We start from the raw sequence: 17,458 nt of genomic DNA, 5'->3' as shown, positions 1-17,458 counted from the left end.
TATATCTAACGAATGCGAGTTCGGCAATTGTCGCAGTACGGGAATTGTTTGAGACCGGACATCTTATACAAAAAATTTATAACATCTGGATGGTAAATTGGAATGTGATGCCTGCAGATTCACGGAACCCGGATATAAGCGTCTCCGACATTCTCCTATATAACAGCTGCCCGCGGCGGGTGTACTTTGTCAGCCGCGGATTTGAATTGTTCCCGGAAATAAACGCTTCTCGGCTCGAGAGAATGCTCCTGAAAGAGCTCTCTCTGAATTATCCTGAAATTGTAAACAAGTGTTCGTTAAACGCCGATACCCTGTGCAAAGAACTTGAAGCTGCTCTGAATCAGGCATATGAAGACCTTCCGATAATGTTTCCTGGAGATTTTGCCCGCATAGAGGGAGGAGTCCTGGAAGAAGGGAGCGCGCGGGCAAGAGCAAAAATTCCGGAAATTGTGGCTAACCTTCTCAAAGGACTTGAAGAATATGGAAAAGACACCATGCTTGCGGCACTTACTCCTGTAAAAACCGAGCCGTTTCTTTCCTCGGAAAAAATTAACCTGAAAGGGGTGCCTTCCAAAATAGTCCGTTTCGAGGGCACGGATGTTCCTTCGATCCTGAAGCCGGGGAGTTGCCCTGTCCAGGGCGTGTGGGCGTCCGATAGAATTCACGCTGCATCCCTTGCCCTCCTCCTTGAAGCCGAATCCGGAAAAGAAGTCCCTTTCGCTTTTGTTGAGTACGTAAGTTTCGGGCTGCTCCGAAAGGTGGTTATCCGAAGTTCTGACCGGAGAGAGGTATTGAAAATCTGCAGGCGCGTGGAAAAAATAAAAGCCGGACTCATGCCCGAGAAAACGGAAGAAAAATTCTGCACGCAATGTACATTTTCGGAGCACTGTGTTTCGAATTCTTCTCTGATGTCTAAGTTTTTTTAAACAGAACCTTGAAGGTTGAGAACAGTTAAAGATTTTATTTGCCAAGGTTTCAGTATCTAATATTGTTTAATGTCTTATTTGTTATTTTTCTTAAAAGATACTTTGCCGTTCTTCAATCATATTTTGGTTCATATCGGAACTACCTTGCTTTTTTATACTTATCTTCTATATTTTTATCTAATTTATTATTTAAAAAGACAAAATTCTTCTCAAAATCTTATATTTTGATTTTTTTTCAAAAAATTCGCTTGCAATAGGTATGTATTATATAATTTTTCTGACCAGGGTCTCTAACAATCAATACTAAGAGGATAATTATGGACTATAAACAAGTGTGAAAATCCTACCGTTTGATATTGTGGAGAGAAAACTTATAAAGAGTTAACGAAAAGGAGTTTATGGAGTCCATATGTGCTTTCCAACATTCCCCCTAACTCCATTAAATCTGCCCTAAGAGGGTGAGTTTAAAGGTTCTGATGCATTCAAAATTAATAATGTCTCAAGCGGGACTGACTCTCTAAATTTAGCCCTATATACGATATGGAATGTCTTATCTGATTGGGTTTTTCAGATTGCTAGCTGGTTGTATAATGAACTTGTAGACTTACTAAGCGAAGCAGAGGACTTTATTAATCAATATTCTTAAATTGGCCATATTTTGCTGGGTTCAAACCCAGCATTTTTTCGAATGTGATATCGTGAAAACCGGAAATTTATTGTTTATAGGAATAGTGGTCGGGCTTGTATTATTCGGGTTTTTTGAATTTTTAGGGTTTGATCCAACATACGGAGGGATTATAGGTGCGGTTATTGTAGGTACATTAATTGGTAAATCCATAGGCAAAGGATCGGAGAAATATGCTTTTTTTTCAATATTTACATATAACCTGATCGGCTTGATTTTAGTATTTTTGTTTACCTCCGATGGAAAGCTCGCGTTACAATATGGGGGTGTGGCTCTGTCTGCTCTCATCGGTTTTGCGCTCATTATGGTTTTTTTCTATTCAATAATCGGGTCTTTTGGAGCATTTGTTGCCTCCAACCTCAGCAGTAATCAACAGGATGAAGGACTATGAATTTCTCTGAAATACGAATTATCGGGGAAGATGAAACATTAAGGAGTTCAAAAAGTAGATATGTATGGCTTTTTGGCGGAGTTTTTATCTTTCTTTGTTTTCTGGTAATGCACTATAGTACAAGTTACCTATTCCTTTTCTTTTCAAATTATGGCGGCATTCCGTATACTTTGATTTCTTATCAGGTGGTATTGCTTATCGGACCTGTTATGACTATGATAGCATCTTTTGATATCATAAGCAGTGAAACTGAAACCGGGTCGGTAAGATACATTCTCTCCAAGGTCCACAGGTCATCTTTTGTCTTAGGAAAGTTTTTCTTTTTATTACTGGTATTTATGTCCGTTTCTTCCGGAATTGCACTTCTAAGCTTGATATACCAGTATTCCGCAGGAAATGCCTTTCAGTTTGAAAGTATCATTCTACTCTGGATTTCATCAGGCCTTTATCTGGGGTGCTTCATAAGCATTTTCATATTTATCTCAACATTATCTGCAAACAACAAAATTTCGTTTGCAATGTCTGCAGTCTTTCTTGGGATTTTGATATTCTTCATTTTACAGGGAAATGAAAGTTATCTAAAATATATCACCCCTTTTTTTATGGAATTAAAAATATGGAGTTCATGAGAGGCTTCCCGGTTGAAGGGGGATATCTTAAAGTTTTTGAAAGCCTGGTGTCAATGTTCCTGTACATACTGGCCTTTTTGTCCATGAGTTTGGTAGCCATTAAAAGGAGGGATTTCTAATTACTGCGGCCATCTCTACCAAAAACCTGTACAAAAAATACGGTTCCCGCTTTGTTCTGGAAGATCTTTCCCTGAATGTAGAAAAAGGAAGTATCTACGGTTTTTTGGGCCGGAACGGTGCCGGAAAAACAACTACAATAAAATTATTGTCAGGGCTTTCAACGCCTACACAGGGGCAAATTTTTGTTGACGGCATGGACATGTCTGCCGAATCGGGAAAGATTAAACAGATCCTGGGTCTGGTCCCCCAGGATTCCGGTTTTTACGATGAGAGGACAGCCTTAAGCCACATGATCTATTACGGCAGGTTAAAAGGCCTGAGTAAAAAAGAGAGCCTGGAACAATCTCGGGATTTACTGGACCGGGTCGGGCTTGGGAATGAGATTTTCAAAAAAGTGGGTTATTTTTCCCATGGTATGAAAACACGGCTGGGAATTGCCCAGGCTCTTTTGAATAATCCTGAAGTACTGGTTCTTGACGAACCAACAAACGGTCTTGATCCTGTTGGTATCCGGCAAATCCGGCAAATTCTTCGCGCGTGCAATAACAAAGGGATTACGATATTTCTTTCATCCCATAACCTTCTGGAAATACAGGAGATCTGTACCTATGTCGGGATTCTGGATAAAGGCAAGCTTATTGCCGAAAGTGCAATTGAGAAAATTCGCCACCTTGAGTCAAATGGAGTTATTACGATTGGGGTCTACAATCTCTCTTCCGGGATGATTTCTTTAATCGAGAGTCTGGAGTTTGTTGTAAAAACCGAATTGAAAGCCGAAAATACTCTGGATATTTTCGTAAATTCCAGGACAGATGTCAAACCGGAAATCAACAGGTTAATTGTTGAAAGCGGAGGCCGTGTTTTCAAGCTTATAGAAAATTCTCTCTCATTGGAAGATGCTTTTTTTAATGCTACAGGAATGAATCTTTAACTTTCATGCAGGAAAGCCGTGTTTTTGCTTCAAAAGGAAGAAACATGGCTTTACCTATGGTCTGTGAAGGTCGGATCATACAATTAGCTGTTCCCAAAACCCGGATTTAGATCCCAAATTTTTGCGTTTCCTTTTGTTTCCTTTTAATAGTATCCTTCGGTTTTTAATTTTAGGGGAGCCATTGCGTTAGGTATGGGGATATGGGTGAGTATATATTTTCGCCAGCATCTAAAACAATTTCTCATATTATATAATATTTCTGAAAAAGTGGGTTGTATATCCAGTATTATCTCAATTGTTAGAGAGAATGGTCAGAAAACTTATAAGGAATTAACAAAAAGAGACTTGTAGAATTCAAATGTACTTTCAGAATAATTCTGACATTGGAACATTGCTTCTGGCAATGTTGCTTGTATATACAGTGCTTATGCCTGCAGTAAGTGCAGAGGAAAATTTAAAAACAGGTGATAAGCCTTCAGAATGGGAGCAGGGGTTAATTTATGCACTGAACTCAAATACGGAAAACCTATCCACAGAAGATGTGATTGCGGATTATTGTAAAGCAAACAGACATAAAATTTCAATGCCAAAGCTCGATACTGCTTCAGATGAAAACAATTCAAGGACATATCAACTGAAAGACGGATCAAATATAACTTTCACAAATCAAGGTTATTTTGTTATTGATAACCTGATAGTAGAAGAAACAAAAAATAATACATTCCAGTTAAATAACCAAAAAAATACAATCCAGCCAAGTAGTCAAAAAAGTGAAATGGATTCCCAGTCGCTGGTGAATCCGGATTATACTTCTACTCTAACTCATTCCGTAAGTGAGTATAATTTCCTTGGTTGGAAATTGTTTACAGTTACCACAGAAGGGTATTTTGGGTATGATCACAAATCAGTACAGCCTTATCATCTAGACTCATGGTACGTACACAACATGCCTCTCAATCTCTGGCAAATTTCTAACTGGGAAGATGGAGAGAATCTAACTTCTAACAATACTGCAGAAGTTTACGGCCAGGGGAATTTCCATTACGGTTTTGAATACAGGGGCAACAGCATAACTGTTCAAAACTATTACATCAAGGTTTATTTATCGTGTGATCAAAATGGAAATTATGGGACTCATTATTCTATAACCGATCTTAACCAAAAACTCAAAATTGGTCCCCTTAATCTTGAATTCTGAACTCTCAATCAACTCTTGTCAATGCTCAATTAATCTTATCGATGCTCAATTAACTCTTATCAACGCTCAATCAAGCTTCTGATCATGCAAAATGGTTCTGACACTTTTGGTTTTAAGAAGAAATCCGGGTTTGGAATTAGCTCAATTATTGAAATGAATTAATTTCTTTGTATGGGTGTGAATTTATTATGAAAAGATCAAGTTATGAAATATTGTTTCTCGCTTGTTTTGCCTTTTTTTTTATTTTGAATCTCCTGAATGTGATTGGTCAACCGGATATGTCAATCCTTATAGCAATAATTATTGCAGCTTTTATGGAATCTCTAATTCCCTATTTGATTATAATTCTGATTATACACATAGTAAATCATGACAGCAGAGAATCTTAATTAATGAAGATTTTACTATGTTGCTGCCTTTTGGTCGAGCGTATAATGAGACTATATGCAGGCTCTGTAAAAACCCAGAATTAAGAATTTCTACAGAATCAACTTCAAGGCACTCCTCAAAAAATGTAAAAACCGAGCATGTTGTCCTGCGCCTAGTTATAGGTATTTTTTGAATGCTATTGAACGTTTTGTCTCTCCCTTAACATAGCACATTTTAAATTTTTAATCCTGATTATGCACTTGCTCCGGTACGAGTATATAGTACGACTATATAAGTTCTATGACCCGGGTCTTAAACAATTCTTCATATTAAATCATATTTCAGAGAACTGTAATTATAATTCCGACATTCGTTCTGATTGTTAGAGACTATGGTCAGAAAACTTATATGGAGTTATGTAAAAGGAATTTTTAGAGTTTGAAGATACATTCCAGGCAACCTGAACTTTTCATTTTTTCAATTTTCGTGATATAAAATTATTAGCACAGTACGCAGGATCGGAATTTGTTTCAATAAAACAGTAGGGTTGTCACTCAACTACTTTCCGTCTAATTCAAACTCGTTTATCACTTCTAATAATTAGTTTAAAATTTCTATTCCTTTGAATGAAAGCATAAAAGTATCTGTGGTTAAGAATCTGCCATCTTTGAAAATACAAGAACAAGGCCTTGAAGGATAGGACGTAAAATAATGGGAATAAACAGACAAATAATTTGTCCACTTATCTTTGTTGTTTTTTTGGTAACGATCACAGGGTCGGTTTCTGGAGTTGCCGCTGATCCTGAAGTCAACATGAAACCGGTGGGGCATTTCGGTGGGACGATGGATGCTGTTGACATCTCTGGCAATTATGCTTACGCTGGGCAGGGGCAGGACCTTTTGATATTAGATATAAATAATTCCTCTTCACCTGTTTTAGTGAGTAAGATTATGACAGAAGGTTTTGTGAGGGATATAACAGTTTCCGGAGGTTATGCTTATGTAGCCGATGACGATAATGGTCTTTTGATTATTGATATCAGCAATCCTGCTTCTCCTACCCTGAAAGGAAGCTACAATATTCCCGGATATACTTATTGTGTTGCAGTTTCCGGTAATTACGCTTATGTAACTGACGATGATGGCCTTTTGATTGTTGATACCAGTAATCCTTCCGATCCGATACTCAAAGGACGTTATGTCGGTTCTAATGGCGATATTGCAGTTTCCGGGAATTACGCCTGCGTAACCGACTGGGATAATGGTCTTATGATTTTTGATATAAGCAATCCCTCTTCACCGATCCTCAAAGGAAGCTACGATACTGAAGGAGATATTTACGGTGTCTCCATTTCCGGGAATTACGTCTATGTGGCCGATGGCAATGCCGGTCTTTTGATTGTTAATATGAGCAATCCCTCTTCTCCTACTCTCAAAGGAAGCTACAATACTGCAGGAATTGCTTGTGATGTTTCAGTTTTGGGTAATTACGCCTATGTAGCTGATAATGACAACGGTCTTTTGATTGTTGATATAAGCAATCCTTCTTCCCCTGTTCTGAAAGGAAGCTGTGATACTCCGGGATATGCCAGAGATATTTCAGTTTCAGGTAATTATGCCTGTATAGCGGATAAAAATGATTTTGTAATTGTTGACATCAGCAATCCTTCTTCTCCAGGTCTCAAAGAAATTTGCAATACTATCGGAATGAGTAAAAGTATTTCTATTTCGGGCAATTATGCCTATGTGGCCGATTGGGATAACGGTCTTTTGATTGTTGATATAAGTAATCCTTCTTCTCCCATTCTCAAAGGAATTTGCAATACTCCCGGATCTGCTCAAGACGTTGTGGTTTCAGGCGATTATGCTTATATAGCCGATAGGAATGATCTTGTGATTGTTGACATAAGCAATCCGTCGTCTCCAACTCTGAAAAAAAATTTCAATACCGGGGGGTGGGCTCAACATATTACGGTTTCCGGAAATTATGCCTATGTAACCGACAATGCTAACGGTATTTTCATTGTTGACATCGGAAATCCTTCTTCTCCAACTCTTAAGGGGATTTATGATACTTCTCCAACCGTCATAGAAAATTATGCGTATATTGCATGTATCTGGAATGTTGAGGTTTCGGGTAATTATGCTTATGTGGCCGATGAAGGAGACGGTCTTTTGATTGTTGATATCAGTGACCCTTCCTCTCCTGTTTTCAAAGGAAGCTATGATACTGCAGGGTATGCTTACGATATTGCAGTTTCAGGAAATTATGCCTATGTAGCCGATAGCAAAAATGGGCTTGTGGTTATCGATATTAGCAATCCTTCTTCTCCGGTTATGGTAGGAAGATATGATACTGTAGGATACGCTGACCGTGTTTCAATTTCAGGAAATTACGCCTATGTGGCCGTTGATAATAGTATTATGATTGTTGACGTCAGCAATCCTTCTTCTCCGATATTAAAAGGGATTTATGCCGTTCATGCCAGTGGTGTTGAAGTTTCCGGGAATTATATCTATGCGATTAATGGTGTTAATGGTCTTGTTATTCTTAAAGCAAATCCTGAACATTCAACCTTTTTTGTTGCAGACTTCAGTAGTAATATCACCTCCGGTTACGCTCCTCTCTCGGTCCAGTTTAATGATCGCTCTCAGAACGCAACTTTATGGAACTGGGACTTTGGAGATGGATTTAATTCAACCGATCAAAATCCGGTCCATACTTACTCCTCAGCAGGAACCTATACTGTTAACCTGACAGTAAACAATGAAGACAGAACAGCTTCAAAAGAGGCCACTATCTTTGTGCTGAATGCAACAAGTCCCGGTGAAAACGGAATTGGCGGCGAAGGAAACATTAGTTCCGGGGCAACATTAACAACAGATAAAGGCAATCCTGCAAAAGATAGCAAAAGAACTCCCGGATTTGAAATCGTTTACGTGATGATAAGCCTGACAGTTGCATTCCGGATAAAGGAGGACAATAAAAAGTAAGAAAACTTTATCCTGAAATTATTTTGCCTCAGGATTCATTTCAATTTTTTCATAAATTCATAACCCTAAAACCTTATCAGATTCGATTTTATCCGGAAATCGAATTAAATTATAGAAGATTTTAGAAAATATCATAAATCCGGATTTTTTGATAACAATACTGGCATGAAGGACAAACACTGATTGGAAAACAAAAGATGAAAAGTAAAACTATCTCAACAATACCAATTGCAACTTTTTCGATTCCACTTCCATCTATGGTAATGTCTAATAAAGCACGTAGAGGACGTACTCTCATAAGAGCTTTTGGAACAACGGCGTTTGTGATTCTAACACTGGTGGGCTTAGCAGGCGCAGCTCCGTTTGCATATGTGACGAGTATAGGAATCGTCACCGGTACTGTCTTTGTAATTGACACCGCAACTGACAGTCTAACAGCTGTGATACCTGTAGAAGGCTGGGCCGGAGAAGCCGCAATCAACCCTGCAGGAACAAAGGTATATGTGACAGACATATCAGGATTAAGCACCAATGTTTTTGTAATTGACACGGCGACAAATACCGTTGACGCCGTAGTGGATGTAGGGTATTATCCCCGGGCAGTTACGGTTAATCCGGCAGGATCAAGGGTTTATGTGACGAATCGTTACAGTAGAGTGGAGGATAATAGCAACATTGTTTCTGTAATTAACACAGTAATTGGCACATCCACAAACACTGTAATGGACCCGGTTAATATGGGGTTGAGTACTTATAACGTTGCATTTACACCGGATGGGGAAAAAATCTATGCTACGAACAGTCGCAACAACACTACTTCTGTAATTGACACGATTACTTACAAAATTGTAGCTACAGTACCTGTGGGAGACTATCCTACTGATGTTGCAATCAGTCCTGATGGAAATAGGGTGTACGTGATTAATTCGGGCAGCAACAATGTTTCTGTAATTGACACCAATACAAACAACGTTACAGGAACTGTGCCTGTAGGAGACGGGCCCAGTGATATTGCGGTCAGTCCTGATGGAACTAAAATATATGTGACGAACTCCGGTTCCCTTGATGAACCGGGTAACACTGTTTCTGTAATTAATACAGCAACAAACAATGTTACAGCTACAGTGGCCACAGGAACTGCTCCCAGAGGAGTTGCAGTCACTCCAGATGGAAAAAAGGCCTATGTAGTGATCTCTGATATCCACTCAAGTGACTACACAGATAATGTCTCCGTAATTGACACAGCCACAAACAAAGTTACAGCAACTGTAAATACAGGAAAATATACTATGAACTGTCCTTTTGGAGTTGTCATTGGACCTCTTAAAGGTTCTGAAATTACTGATCAAATTAAGATTGTAAGTTCCAATGAAACTGACAAAGGTACAGTGGCTATTTTTAATGCAACTGAAGATATAGGAGTTGAAGAAACTAACTTCTCGCCTTCTGACGAAAAAAACATTACCGTACCCAACAATTCAAACAACACTAACAATACCAACAATTCAAACAACACTAACAATAATAACTCTGAATCTGATAATGGCAGTGGTTCAGGTGAAAATGAGTCGAGAAATAGTAACTCTGCTCCAGACTTCGGATTATTGAGTAGCTTAGGCTGTATTTATGCAGGCCGGATGTTCAGGGAAAAGTAATGTGGTTTGGACAACTCCAGTTCAGAGTGCGTTGTTTTCCCTTACATCTTTCCGATAATTTCGCTATGAAGGTCTTCTTTTCATGTACGCACATATAGATAATTGAATAATAATTTTGGAAAAAATAATTATAAATCTGATTTCCCTTCTGATTGTTAGACGATGTGGTCATAAAACTTATAATGAGTTATCAACGAGATGTTTATGGAGTTCGAAAGTACTTTTCAGGTTAATACGAAATCCATAAATTGATATGTTCAAGTTTATATGGCCGGGTTTGGAGAGAACAGATGAATAGTAAAGATTGTACGTTAGTGCTGTGTATTGCTGCAGTATTGTGTTTATGTCTGATACCCTTAGCCATGGCTTCTCCCGACGAACAGCAAACCAACCAGACTAAAGATGCTGCCCAATTAAAGATAGAGGCTCTGGAAGCTGAGCTTGGGGAAGAAGGAATGAAGGAGGTTGAGGACTACCTGGAGCTGCAGGCTTCTTTGCCGGAGGTAGTGAAACGTATGCCATATAGTGGGCTTGCTTTTGCTGCTACAGATCCTGAAAGTCGAGCTATAAAGATGGAATATATTGACAATTTCGACGTTTCTGAGAAGAAGAAAGAGGAGTATAAAGCCGGATTGCAGGACATCTGGGACAGGTATCCAGACAATATCACTAAAGATGACTATGCTTTCATGAGTGAGCTGGGTCCGATGATCGATAAAGAGGCTTTTAAGAAATATCAGGATCAGAATTCTTCAAACAACATTGGCCCCGAATCTGATAGTGGCAGCAGTTCAGGTGAAAATGAATCGAGCAAAAATAACTCTGCCCCGGGCTTTGGATTGTTGGGAAACTTAATCTGTCTGTATGGTGGATGGAAACTCAGGAAAAAGTAACACAAGGGAAAAAGTAACACAGGGTTTGGATTGAACATTTATTGCTGGGATTGCTGGCGGCTGACGATTCATTCCTATCAACCCAGGTAAATGAAAAGCATAGAAACTGACGATTGAAGCTTCACGCATACTGTGAGGGATTAAAACCTTTCATCTTTTTGTGGTGTTGGTATGGGCAAAATCAATACAGAACTCGCTGTTTTTGTTGTGTTTCTAATTCTTGTAGTTCTTTGGGGGCTATTTATTAAGACGCCAGTTGATACGGAACCAACGGTCAACAATGAGCTTAAGGCATGCGGCATATATGTCCGGTTTGAAAACGGAACTTCCGATTCTGAAGTTGAAACTATTCTTGAAAACTACAACATGAATGTGAACTATAGTATCGAATATAATAATAGGAATATGGCGGACGACTACTACATCATGTTAGACAAAGATGAAAGGGATGTAAGGCGCGAACTGAGTGAAGGGATGAAGGAGGAGAAAAAAGACTGGACGGTGTCTTCTCTTTCACATGTTGTCCGGAAAGGAGATTCTTACGTAATCGCGGTATCCGAACAAGCTGTCAATGATAAAACTTTTCTTGCGATACTGGAGAAATATGATATTCGGTTGAAAAAGTCTGTCTGGTGCTATATTTGCTTTGAAATGCCGGACGGGACCAGATATTGGATTCCGGAAGAAGATGCGATCAGAATAAAAAATGAGTTTGAAAATAATGAAAGTGTTTTTTCTGTACATATTGACTATATCTATGATCAATAATTTATTCACATTTTTGAGAAGGTGTTTGAAGACAATTCGGATCTTCTGGTCCGGGCCCCGTATAGTCATATTCTTCAATCAATTCTCTGATAGCAGCAAATTCGGGACAGTGCTAACACTCAGTGCAAAAGTCCTACCCTGAAGCCTTTTTTTGAGCCAACCAATGAATTGTACAGGCTAGCTGCAATACGCCCTATGAAGTATCCAGATACTCCATAAAATATAGGCAGATTGAGCACAGCCCATTTCCCGAAAATCAAGGAAAAAATTCCGAATTTCCTTGGCACCGAAAATCCCATAAAAGCAGCGATTGTTGTAAAGGTTCCGAAAATGAAACCCATTGTTCCGTAAAGGATTGTAAGGATTTTCCCGAATGTGACCGAATCGATTTCTTTTATTACTACCATGACTTTCCCCCAATACACTATATTTTTTGCATTTTTATATAATTATGTTACTATTATTTTTGAGATATCTGAAATATAAACACATATAAAGCACACGTACTCAGAAAATCATTCGGAGGAAGTCGAGAAAATCCGCAAGAAAGCCAAAGCCTTTTAAAGGGGAACTTATCTCAATCTGCTTGACATGTCCAGACCAGCATACCTTGGCAAAATGCTCCTGCACTGGTGCGAAACCTGTAATGTGCCTGTGCTCGGGAAAAAGTGTGGGTGCGGAATAAGAACAAAACGAGTTGAAGTCACTCCTCCCGGAGATATCCGCCCGGCTTTTGATTATGATATAAGGCGCATAAATTCCGTTTCTGAAAAACAGTTTAATGCTCCTCTTATCCCCGAAGGGTATCTTGCGGTGCTTAACAAAGCCCCCTATGAAGACCGGATGGATGAAATCATAGTGAACGGGGAAGTCCTTGCATCCATCAGGTTTGAAATCGAGAACTGTGAATGGGTCCTTCTCCCCCGCCTCGAAGGGGCAAGGCGGCTTTTCCAGGGCAGGGACAGAAAAAACCTGAAAAAGTGGGTCGTTATTGAAGAGGAAATTCTACCTTTTATCCTGAAAAAAGGGGCAAGTATTCTCGCTCCCGGGGTTCTTGATGCAGACCCTGAAATCAAAAGAGAAGACGAAGTCGTTGTCCTGAACCCTGCCGGAGAAGTGGTCTGCTGCGGACGCGCCCGGATGGCAGGAAAAGAGATGATTGATGAAAAACGCGGAAATGCGGTAAAACCACGCTGGAGTGCAGAGCCAAAAGCTGCAAAAATCCTCGATTCAGGAAAAAGCTGGGATGATGCCGTAAAAGCCAATGAGAAAATCCTGAATTCCATGATAGAGGATGCCCATGACTTCATAAGAAACGTTTCCGGAAGCATGGACCTCAAGGTCAGCGTCTCCTATTCCGGGGGTAAGGACAGCCTTGCAGTGCTGCAGCTTGTGGATGAAACTCTGGACAATTATGAATTGATGTTTGCGGATACCGGGCTTGAGTTCCCTGAAACCCTTGAAAACATCCGAAAGGTTGCGGAATATTACGGAAAGCCACTCAGGACCGCAAGTGCCGTGGATTCCTTCTGGGAGTCCATAGGGATTTTCGGACCTCCAACAATGGATACGCGCTGGTGCTGCAAGATCTGCAAACTCGGGCCTATTACCCAGTTAATTGACGAAAACTATGAGGGGGGTTGCCTTAGCTTTATAGGGCAGCGCCAGTACGAGTCCCATGCACGTTCCATCAGTAAAAGGGTCTGGAAAAACCCCTGGGTCGGAAATCAGGTTGGAGCGTCTCCTATACAGGAATGGACAGCTCTACATGTCTGGCTCTACCTCTTCAGGACAAAAGCTCCCTACAACCCGGCTTACGAAAAAGGGTATGATCGGATGGGCTGCTGGCTCTGTCCCTCATCGTCACTTTCAGACTTTTTCCAGCTTGAAGAAAGCCACCCTGAGCTTGCAAAAAAGCTCAACTCCTATCTCCTTACTTACGCAGAAAAGATGGGGCTTTCTCCCGAATGGGTCAGGTACGGCTTATGGCGCTTCAAACGCTACCCTAAGGTCCTGCAGGCACTTGCGGATAAAAAAGGAATTTCCCTGCTCCCTTCCCAGGAAACTCCCGGAGAGCTCCATTTTGAAGTTGCTACAGGCTACCGGCCCTGTAAAGCAGGTGGAATCTCTGCGGACGGAAGCTTCGGGCAGGCTATCAATCTTGAAACACTGGAAGAAAGCGGGATGCTTAATCCTGTCGGAAAAGTCTCCTTCATCGAAGGGGCTGCTTCTGTTGCTCATGGAGAGTCGAGAGCCCAGGTTTTTGCTTCAGGAAACGTAAACGGAAGAAGTGCTGATGAAAAAACCCTTAAAAAACTCATGCGAAAGGTCGAGTTCTCGGTAAGAAGAGCCCTTCTCTGCCAGGGATGCGGGGTCTGCGTAGGACACTGCGAGCACAATGCAATTCAAATGAAAGAAAAAAGAGCCTGGATCAGGGACAGCTGTACTCACTGCGGAGCCTGTATCGAAGTCTGCCCGCTTGTGAAATTCATGTGAGTACTGCCCTAAAATGGTCAGGTTGTCCACAGTTAATTGTTTGACATTATTCCGGGCAGCATGACCTTCTTTTTTCTGTCCGGCGCCCGCATAGTTTGGTTTCATTTTTTCTATTCTGCGTTTTGTGAGTTGCTGCGGCGCATTCACCAGAGAATAAATGATACTCTGCAAACCTGCCCTGTATTTGAAATAATCAGGATTTCGAAATTCCTTCCCTGACATCATTTAAAGATATGACTCTGGAATACAAGACTGGAGGAAAAGTTATCAGTATTATTTAATTAGCCCTTTTGAGCGTAACTAACTACTAAATCCAATAAATCAGTCCTCTTGAGCGAGCAAAGCGAGTGAAAAGGACCTCGTGCTCCCGAAGCGAAATTCGGGTGCCGAAGCGAAATTCGGGTGCCAAAATTAAGGAAAAGAAGCAGATGCAATGTAAGTTAAACCCTCGGCAAGGTAGGGCGGATGGGATTAAACCAGAGAAGGTTACCTTGCCCGGGCTTCAGGCGCTGTGACCTGTATATAATATCATTCGGCATCGATATTGATCTCAAAGCAACTTGCTATCTGATTACCCCTCCGGTATGTACCTGTTATCTTTTGACTACCCTGAGAAGTTACCCGAATGTCCCATACACGGTATCCCCCATTACCTGTCTGTTCCTCATCCTCGGGGACGAACCTGTCCCTCATTATCTGTAAGCCGTTACTGGTTGCAATGTCCCAGCTGAATCCGCTGACCGGATTTTCCGGAAACTGGATTGTAAACGGTTTTTTAATCATATTTCCCTCTCCTGACCGTCCTTATACAGCCCCCTTCCTCTCTTCCCAACTTTAAAATTTTCGCTATTTCAGTGCATTCCAGATCAAGTGCCATTTTGAAGAAATGCGCATGCAGAGCTGATCTACATAAAAAATAGCTGGTTTAAAAAATGGGATAGAAATTCAGGTTCTGGAAGTAATTTCGGTATATATCCTATATTATCATTACATTTCTTGTATGATAAATTTTATGAAATAATTCTCTTCCGGGTTAACAATAAAGAGAACTAAATTGCCTAAATCTTTTTGACGGAGGCAAATGCTGTTTATATACTAAATAATAATCTAAATAATGTAGGTTACTATACGCCTGTATGGGCTTAATTGAGTAAACGTAATTCTCTGGAACCGCATGGTTGACAGAGAAAACATAGAATCCAGATATATACCAGTAGTGAGGCAGGGATGTCCATATACATATTTACAAAGTAGCATTCGGGCTTAATAATCAAAAAGACTTTTTTGACCTTTTTTTTCCTGGAGTCCCCCTACCCTAACTCCCACACGTCGGAATTCGGTTTTGCTTTCCGAAAGGAACTCACTAAGGATTTCCCGGGCAGCTTCAAGCAGGGCTTCCTTTGACGAAACCGGGTGGTTGAGAGTACGGCTCTTCGTATACATTCTGAAATTTGAGTTTATGACCGTAACGGTTACAACCCTGAAGGAGAGCTCTCTTGAGCCCAGTTTTTCAATAACATCTCCTGCGAGCTTCTCCAGCAGCGGAAGGATAAGCTCCTGATCCAGCGTATCCTCAGGCAGAGTTGCAATCCTTCCTATCTGTTCCGAGCCTCCCCTTTCCTTTAGGGGAGAGTTATCTATTCCTGAGGCAGCCTGCTTAAGCCACGTGCCCCGGGATTTCCCGAAGGCGGAAATAAGTTCTATTACATCATGTTCCGCTAAGTCCTTTACCGTAACTATGTTCATTTCCTGCAATTTTTTTGCAGTTACATCCCCTATCCCCCAGAGTTTGGATACCGTCAGAGGCCAGAGAAAAGCTTCCAGTTTATCCGGGCTCACTGCCGTAATCCCATCGGGTTTTTTTGCGGAAGAAGCCATCTTGGCAATCAGTTTGTTAGGACCTATTCCTATAGAGCAGGTCAGTTTTTCTTTTTCTTTTATTTCTTTTTTTATCTGCATTCCCAGCTCAAAAGCAAGGTTAAAATCTCCTCCTGCCCGGTCGGTAATTTCAAGGAAAGCCTCATCAACACTTATCTGTTCAAAGGAACCTCCGTTTTCTCCGGAATCTGTATATCTACGGAGGATTTCCATGATCCGGTCCGAAACCGAAATGTAAAACTTCTTCCTGACAGGCAGGAAAACAGCTTCAGGGTTAAGTTTTTTTGCCCTGGAACAGGGTATCCCTGACCGGATTCCAAATTCTCGTGCAATGTAATTGCATGTGCTTACCGATCCGCTGAGTTCGCTTCGCCCGGAGAGCATACAGACTACAACTGCTTTTCCACGGAGTTCGGGTTTTTCCCTCTCCTCGATAGCTGCATAAAAATAGTCCATGTCTACATGAATAATGACCCGCTGCATCACAGTAAAGGATGAGGGGAAGATTTGTATAATTATCTCTTAGGCTTCAAACCAAAAATTACAGATAATGTAGTGGAATCAAAACTCTTCAGTCTTTTGTGAAAGTACAGTAAGTTCCTGAGAACCTGTTTTCCCGGTATTTAAGTATATTTAGGATGCGTATCCGTTTTTTGTTTGTTCGTACGACCTATGGATCTATGAAGGCAAATTACTTAATATTATTGCTAACTAAAGTGTTACTTGTTGTATAGATCAATGAAATTATATATTATGACTTTAGGGATAAACTTATTTTTATTAGCTGGCACGAAGTATAGAAAAGTACAAAACATAACGCATAGAAGAGATAACTTCATTAGCTAACACTATTTTGAAAAAAGTTAGTTTTCAGCGGTTAGATGCAATCTTCATGAAGAACATTTGTTAGAAAAAACAACGGCAAGTAAGAGAAAAGGGGTACAAATGAGCTAAGATCGGGAAAAACATATCCACCCTAACTTCCGCCTTTTTAAGCGCATAAGGTTCTTCTGATATCGGTTCTTCTGATATCATATTATGCGCTTAAACTTAAGCGCATGAACAAGAGGTTCTAATTTAAAACCGCAATCAACTGACTTAGTAGATTAGTGGAATTAGATTTATGTGCTTAAATTTTGGGAACTCAGGATCCACCTGGATCGTAAATGAAATGAACCTCTCTCGATTGCTCAAAAGTTTTGCCCCCTATCGACATCCCTGAAAGGAAGTATTTATTGGCCGGTACAGCAGCTATTCGTGACTGTATCCAGAATGCTCTGGTGGTTATAGTCTATCCTTATTTGTGCTCATGTTCATGTCCATGCTCATGTTCATGCTCGTGTTCGTATCTATGTATGTGCTCGTGTGTGTGAACCGCTCCTTCATGTTCATGCTCATGTTCATGTTTATATTCGTGCACATGTAAGTGTATATGTACGGTCGATTCTTCGAGCGCTTGCTCGGGCTTATGTACGTGTATGTGTGTTTCCGCTTCTCCCATATTTTTCACCATCTCTAATATTTC

The 17,458-nt window shown here is 40.5% G+C and carries 14 protein-coding genes; 10 read left to right on the top strand and 4 right to left on the bottom strand.

Going from position 1 to position 17,458, the window contains the following annotated elements:
* The first annotated feature begins 107 nt into the window (after positions 1-107).
* From MSSIT_RS17815 to MSSIT_RS17770, 9 genes are all read left to right on the top strand, one after another.
* Positions 108-926 (top strand): CRISPR-associated protein Cas4, encoded by an 819-nt coding sequence (locus tag MSSIT_RS17815; RefSeq protein WP_231589978.1) that lies wholly within the window; start codon positions 108-110, stop codon positions 924-926.
* Positions 927-1,624: 698 nt separating this feature from the next.
* Complete coding sequence (locus MSSIT_RS17810) at positions 1,625-2,002, top strand: hypothetical protein (protein ID WP_048175053.1); 378 nt, start codon at positions 1,625-1,627, stop codon at positions 2,000-2,002.
* Complete coding sequence (locus MSSIT_RS17805) at positions 1,999-2,631, top strand: ABC transporter permease (RefSeq protein ID WP_231589976.1); 633 nt, start codon at positions 1,999-2,001, stop codon at positions 2,629-2,631. The genes MSSIT_RS17810 and MSSIT_RS17805 overlap by 4 nt, the downstream gene beginning before the upstream one ends.
* Positions 2,632-2,749: 118 nt before the next feature.
* A complete protein-coding gene (locus tag MSSIT_RS17800; RefSeq protein WP_261789152.1) occupies positions 2,750-3,682 on the top strand; it encodes an ABC transporter ATP-binding protein in 933 nt (310 codons plus the stop codon).
* Between the two features lie 427 nt (positions 3,683-4,109).
* Positions 4,110-4,880, top strand: coding sequence for a hypothetical protein (locus MSSIT_RS17795; RefSeq protein ID WP_231589974.1), 771 nt, complete (start codon positions 4,110-4,112; stop codon positions 4,878-4,880).
* A 1,080-nt stretch (positions 4,881-5,960) separates the two neighbouring features.
* Positions 5,961-8,243, top strand: a complete 2,283-nt coding sequence (locus tag MSSIT_RS17785) for a PKD domain-containing protein (RefSeq protein ID WP_048173830.1) — start codon at positions 5,961-5,963, stop codon at positions 8,241-8,243.
* A 263-nt stretch (positions 8,244-8,506) separates the two neighbouring features.
* Positions 8,507-9,898: a beta-propeller fold lactonase family protein gene (locus tag MSSIT_RS17780; protein WP_449288710.1), complete on the top strand. Its 1,392-nt coding sequence runs from the start codon at positions 8,507-8,509 to the stop codon at positions 9,896-9,898.
* Between the two features lie 290 nt (positions 9,899-10,188).
* Complete coding sequence (locus tag MSSIT_RS25790; RefSeq protein ID WP_048173829.1) at positions 10,189-10,791, top strand: hypothetical protein; 603 nt, start codon at positions 10,189-10,191, stop codon at positions 10,789-10,791.
* A 171-nt stretch (positions 10,792-10,962) separates the two neighbouring features.
* Positions 10,963-11,559, top strand: coding sequence for a UPF0228 family protein (locus MSSIT_RS17770; RefSeq protein WP_048173828.1), 597 nt, complete (start codon positions 10,963-10,965; stop codon positions 11,557-11,559).
* Between the two features lie 119 nt (positions 11,560-11,678).
* Here the strand turns inward: MSSIT_RS17770 and MSSIT_RS17765 are convergent, their stop codons facing one another.
* Positions 11,679-11,966 (bottom strand): hypothetical protein, encoded by a 288-nt coding sequence (locus tag MSSIT_RS17765; protein WP_048173827.1) that lies wholly within the window; start codon positions 11,964-11,966, stop codon positions 11,679-11,681.
* A gap of 184 nt (positions 11,967-12,150) precedes the next feature.
* On the opposite strand from MSSIT_RS17765, the gene MSSIT_RS17760 reads away from it, so the two are divergent.
* The gene (locus tag MSSIT_RS17760) at positions 12,151-14,055 is read left to right on the top strand and encodes a phosphoadenosine phosphosulfate reductase domain-containing protein (RefSeq protein ID WP_048173826.1); all 1,905 of its coding nucleotides are present in this window, start codon (positions 12,151-12,153) and stop codon (positions 14,053-14,055) included.
* A gap of 528 nt (positions 14,056-14,583) precedes the next feature.
* Here the strand turns inward: MSSIT_RS17760 and MSSIT_RS17755 are convergent.
* The 3 genes from MSSIT_RS17755 to MSSIT_RS22610 all read right to left on the bottom strand — a co-directional run bounded on the left by MSSIT_RS17755 (position 14,584) and on the right by MSSIT_RS22610 (position 17,355).
* Entirely contained in the window at positions 14,584-14,838 is a 255-nt protein-coding gene (locus MSSIT_RS17755; protein ID WP_048173825.1) for a protease inhibitor I42 family protein, read from the bottom strand.
* Between the two features lie 480 nt (positions 14,839-15,318).
* Entirely contained in the window at positions 15,319-16,419 is a 1,101-nt protein-coding gene (gene dinB, locus MSSIT_RS17750) for a DNA polymerase IV (protein WP_082089063.1), read from the bottom strand.
* A gap of 798 nt (positions 16,420-17,217) precedes the next feature.
* Positions 17,218-17,355 carry a hypothetical protein gene (locus tag MSSIT_RS22610; RefSeq protein ID WP_156158903.1) on the bottom strand — a complete coding sequence of 46 codons (138 nt, stop codon included), beginning with the start codon at positions 17,353-17,355 and terminating at the stop codon, positions 17,218-17,220.
* Positions 17,356-17,458 lie beyond the last annotated feature (103 nt).

Source organism: Methanosarcina siciliae T4/M, from assembly GCF_000970085.1.
GTDB classification, from domain to species: domain Archaea; phylum Halobacteriota; class Methanosarcinia; order Methanosarcinales; family Methanosarcinaceae; genus Methanosarcina; species Methanosarcina siciliae.
The sequence above is the reverse complement of the archived record's forward strand: the minus strand, read 5'-3'. Positions and strand labels throughout refer to the sequence as shown.

Coding starts and splice junctions, on each gene's coding strand:
- MSSIT_RS17815 (WP_231589978.1), top strand. CDS start 108: ATGCCTGCAGATTCACGGAACCCGGATATAAGCGTCTCCGACATTCTC.
- MSSIT_RS17805 (WP_231589976.1), top strand. CDS start 1,999: ATGAATTTCTCTGAAATACGAATTATCGGGGAAGATGAAACATTAAGG.
- MSSIT_RS17795 (WP_231589974.1), top strand. CDS start 4,110: ATGCCTGCAGTAAGTGCAGAGGAAAATTTAAAAACAGGTGATAAGCCT.
- MSSIT_RS17785 (WP_048173830.1), top strand. CDS start 5,961: ATGGGAATAAACAGACAAATAATTTGTCCACTTATCTTTGTTGTTTTT.
- MSSIT_RS17780 (WP_449288710.1), top strand. CDS start 8,507: ATGTCTAATAAAGCACGTAGAGGACGTACTCTCATAAGAGCTTTTGGA.
- MSSIT_RS25790 (WP_048173829.1), top strand. CDS start 10,189: ATGAATAGTAAAGATTGTACGTTAGTGCTGTGTATTGCTGCAGTATTG.
- MSSIT_RS17770 (WP_048173828.1), top strand. CDS start 10,963: ATGGGCAAAATCAATACAGAACTCGCTGTTTTTGTTGTGTTTCTAATT.
- MSSIT_RS17765 (WP_048173827.1), bottom strand. CDS start 11,966: ATGGTAGTAATAAAAGAAATCGATTCGGTCACATTCGGGAAAATCCTT.
- MSSIT_RS17760 (WP_048173826.1), top strand. CDS start 12,151: ATGTCCAGACCAGCATACCTTGGCAAAATGCTCCTGCACTGGTGCGAA.
- MSSIT_RS17755 (WP_048173825.1), bottom strand. CDS start 14,838: ATGATTAAAAAACCGTTTACAATCCAGTTTCCGGAAAATCCGGTCAGC.
- MSSIT_RS22610 (WP_156158903.1), bottom strand. CDS start 17,355: ATGTGCACGAATATAAACATGAACATGAGCATGAACATGAAGGAGCGG.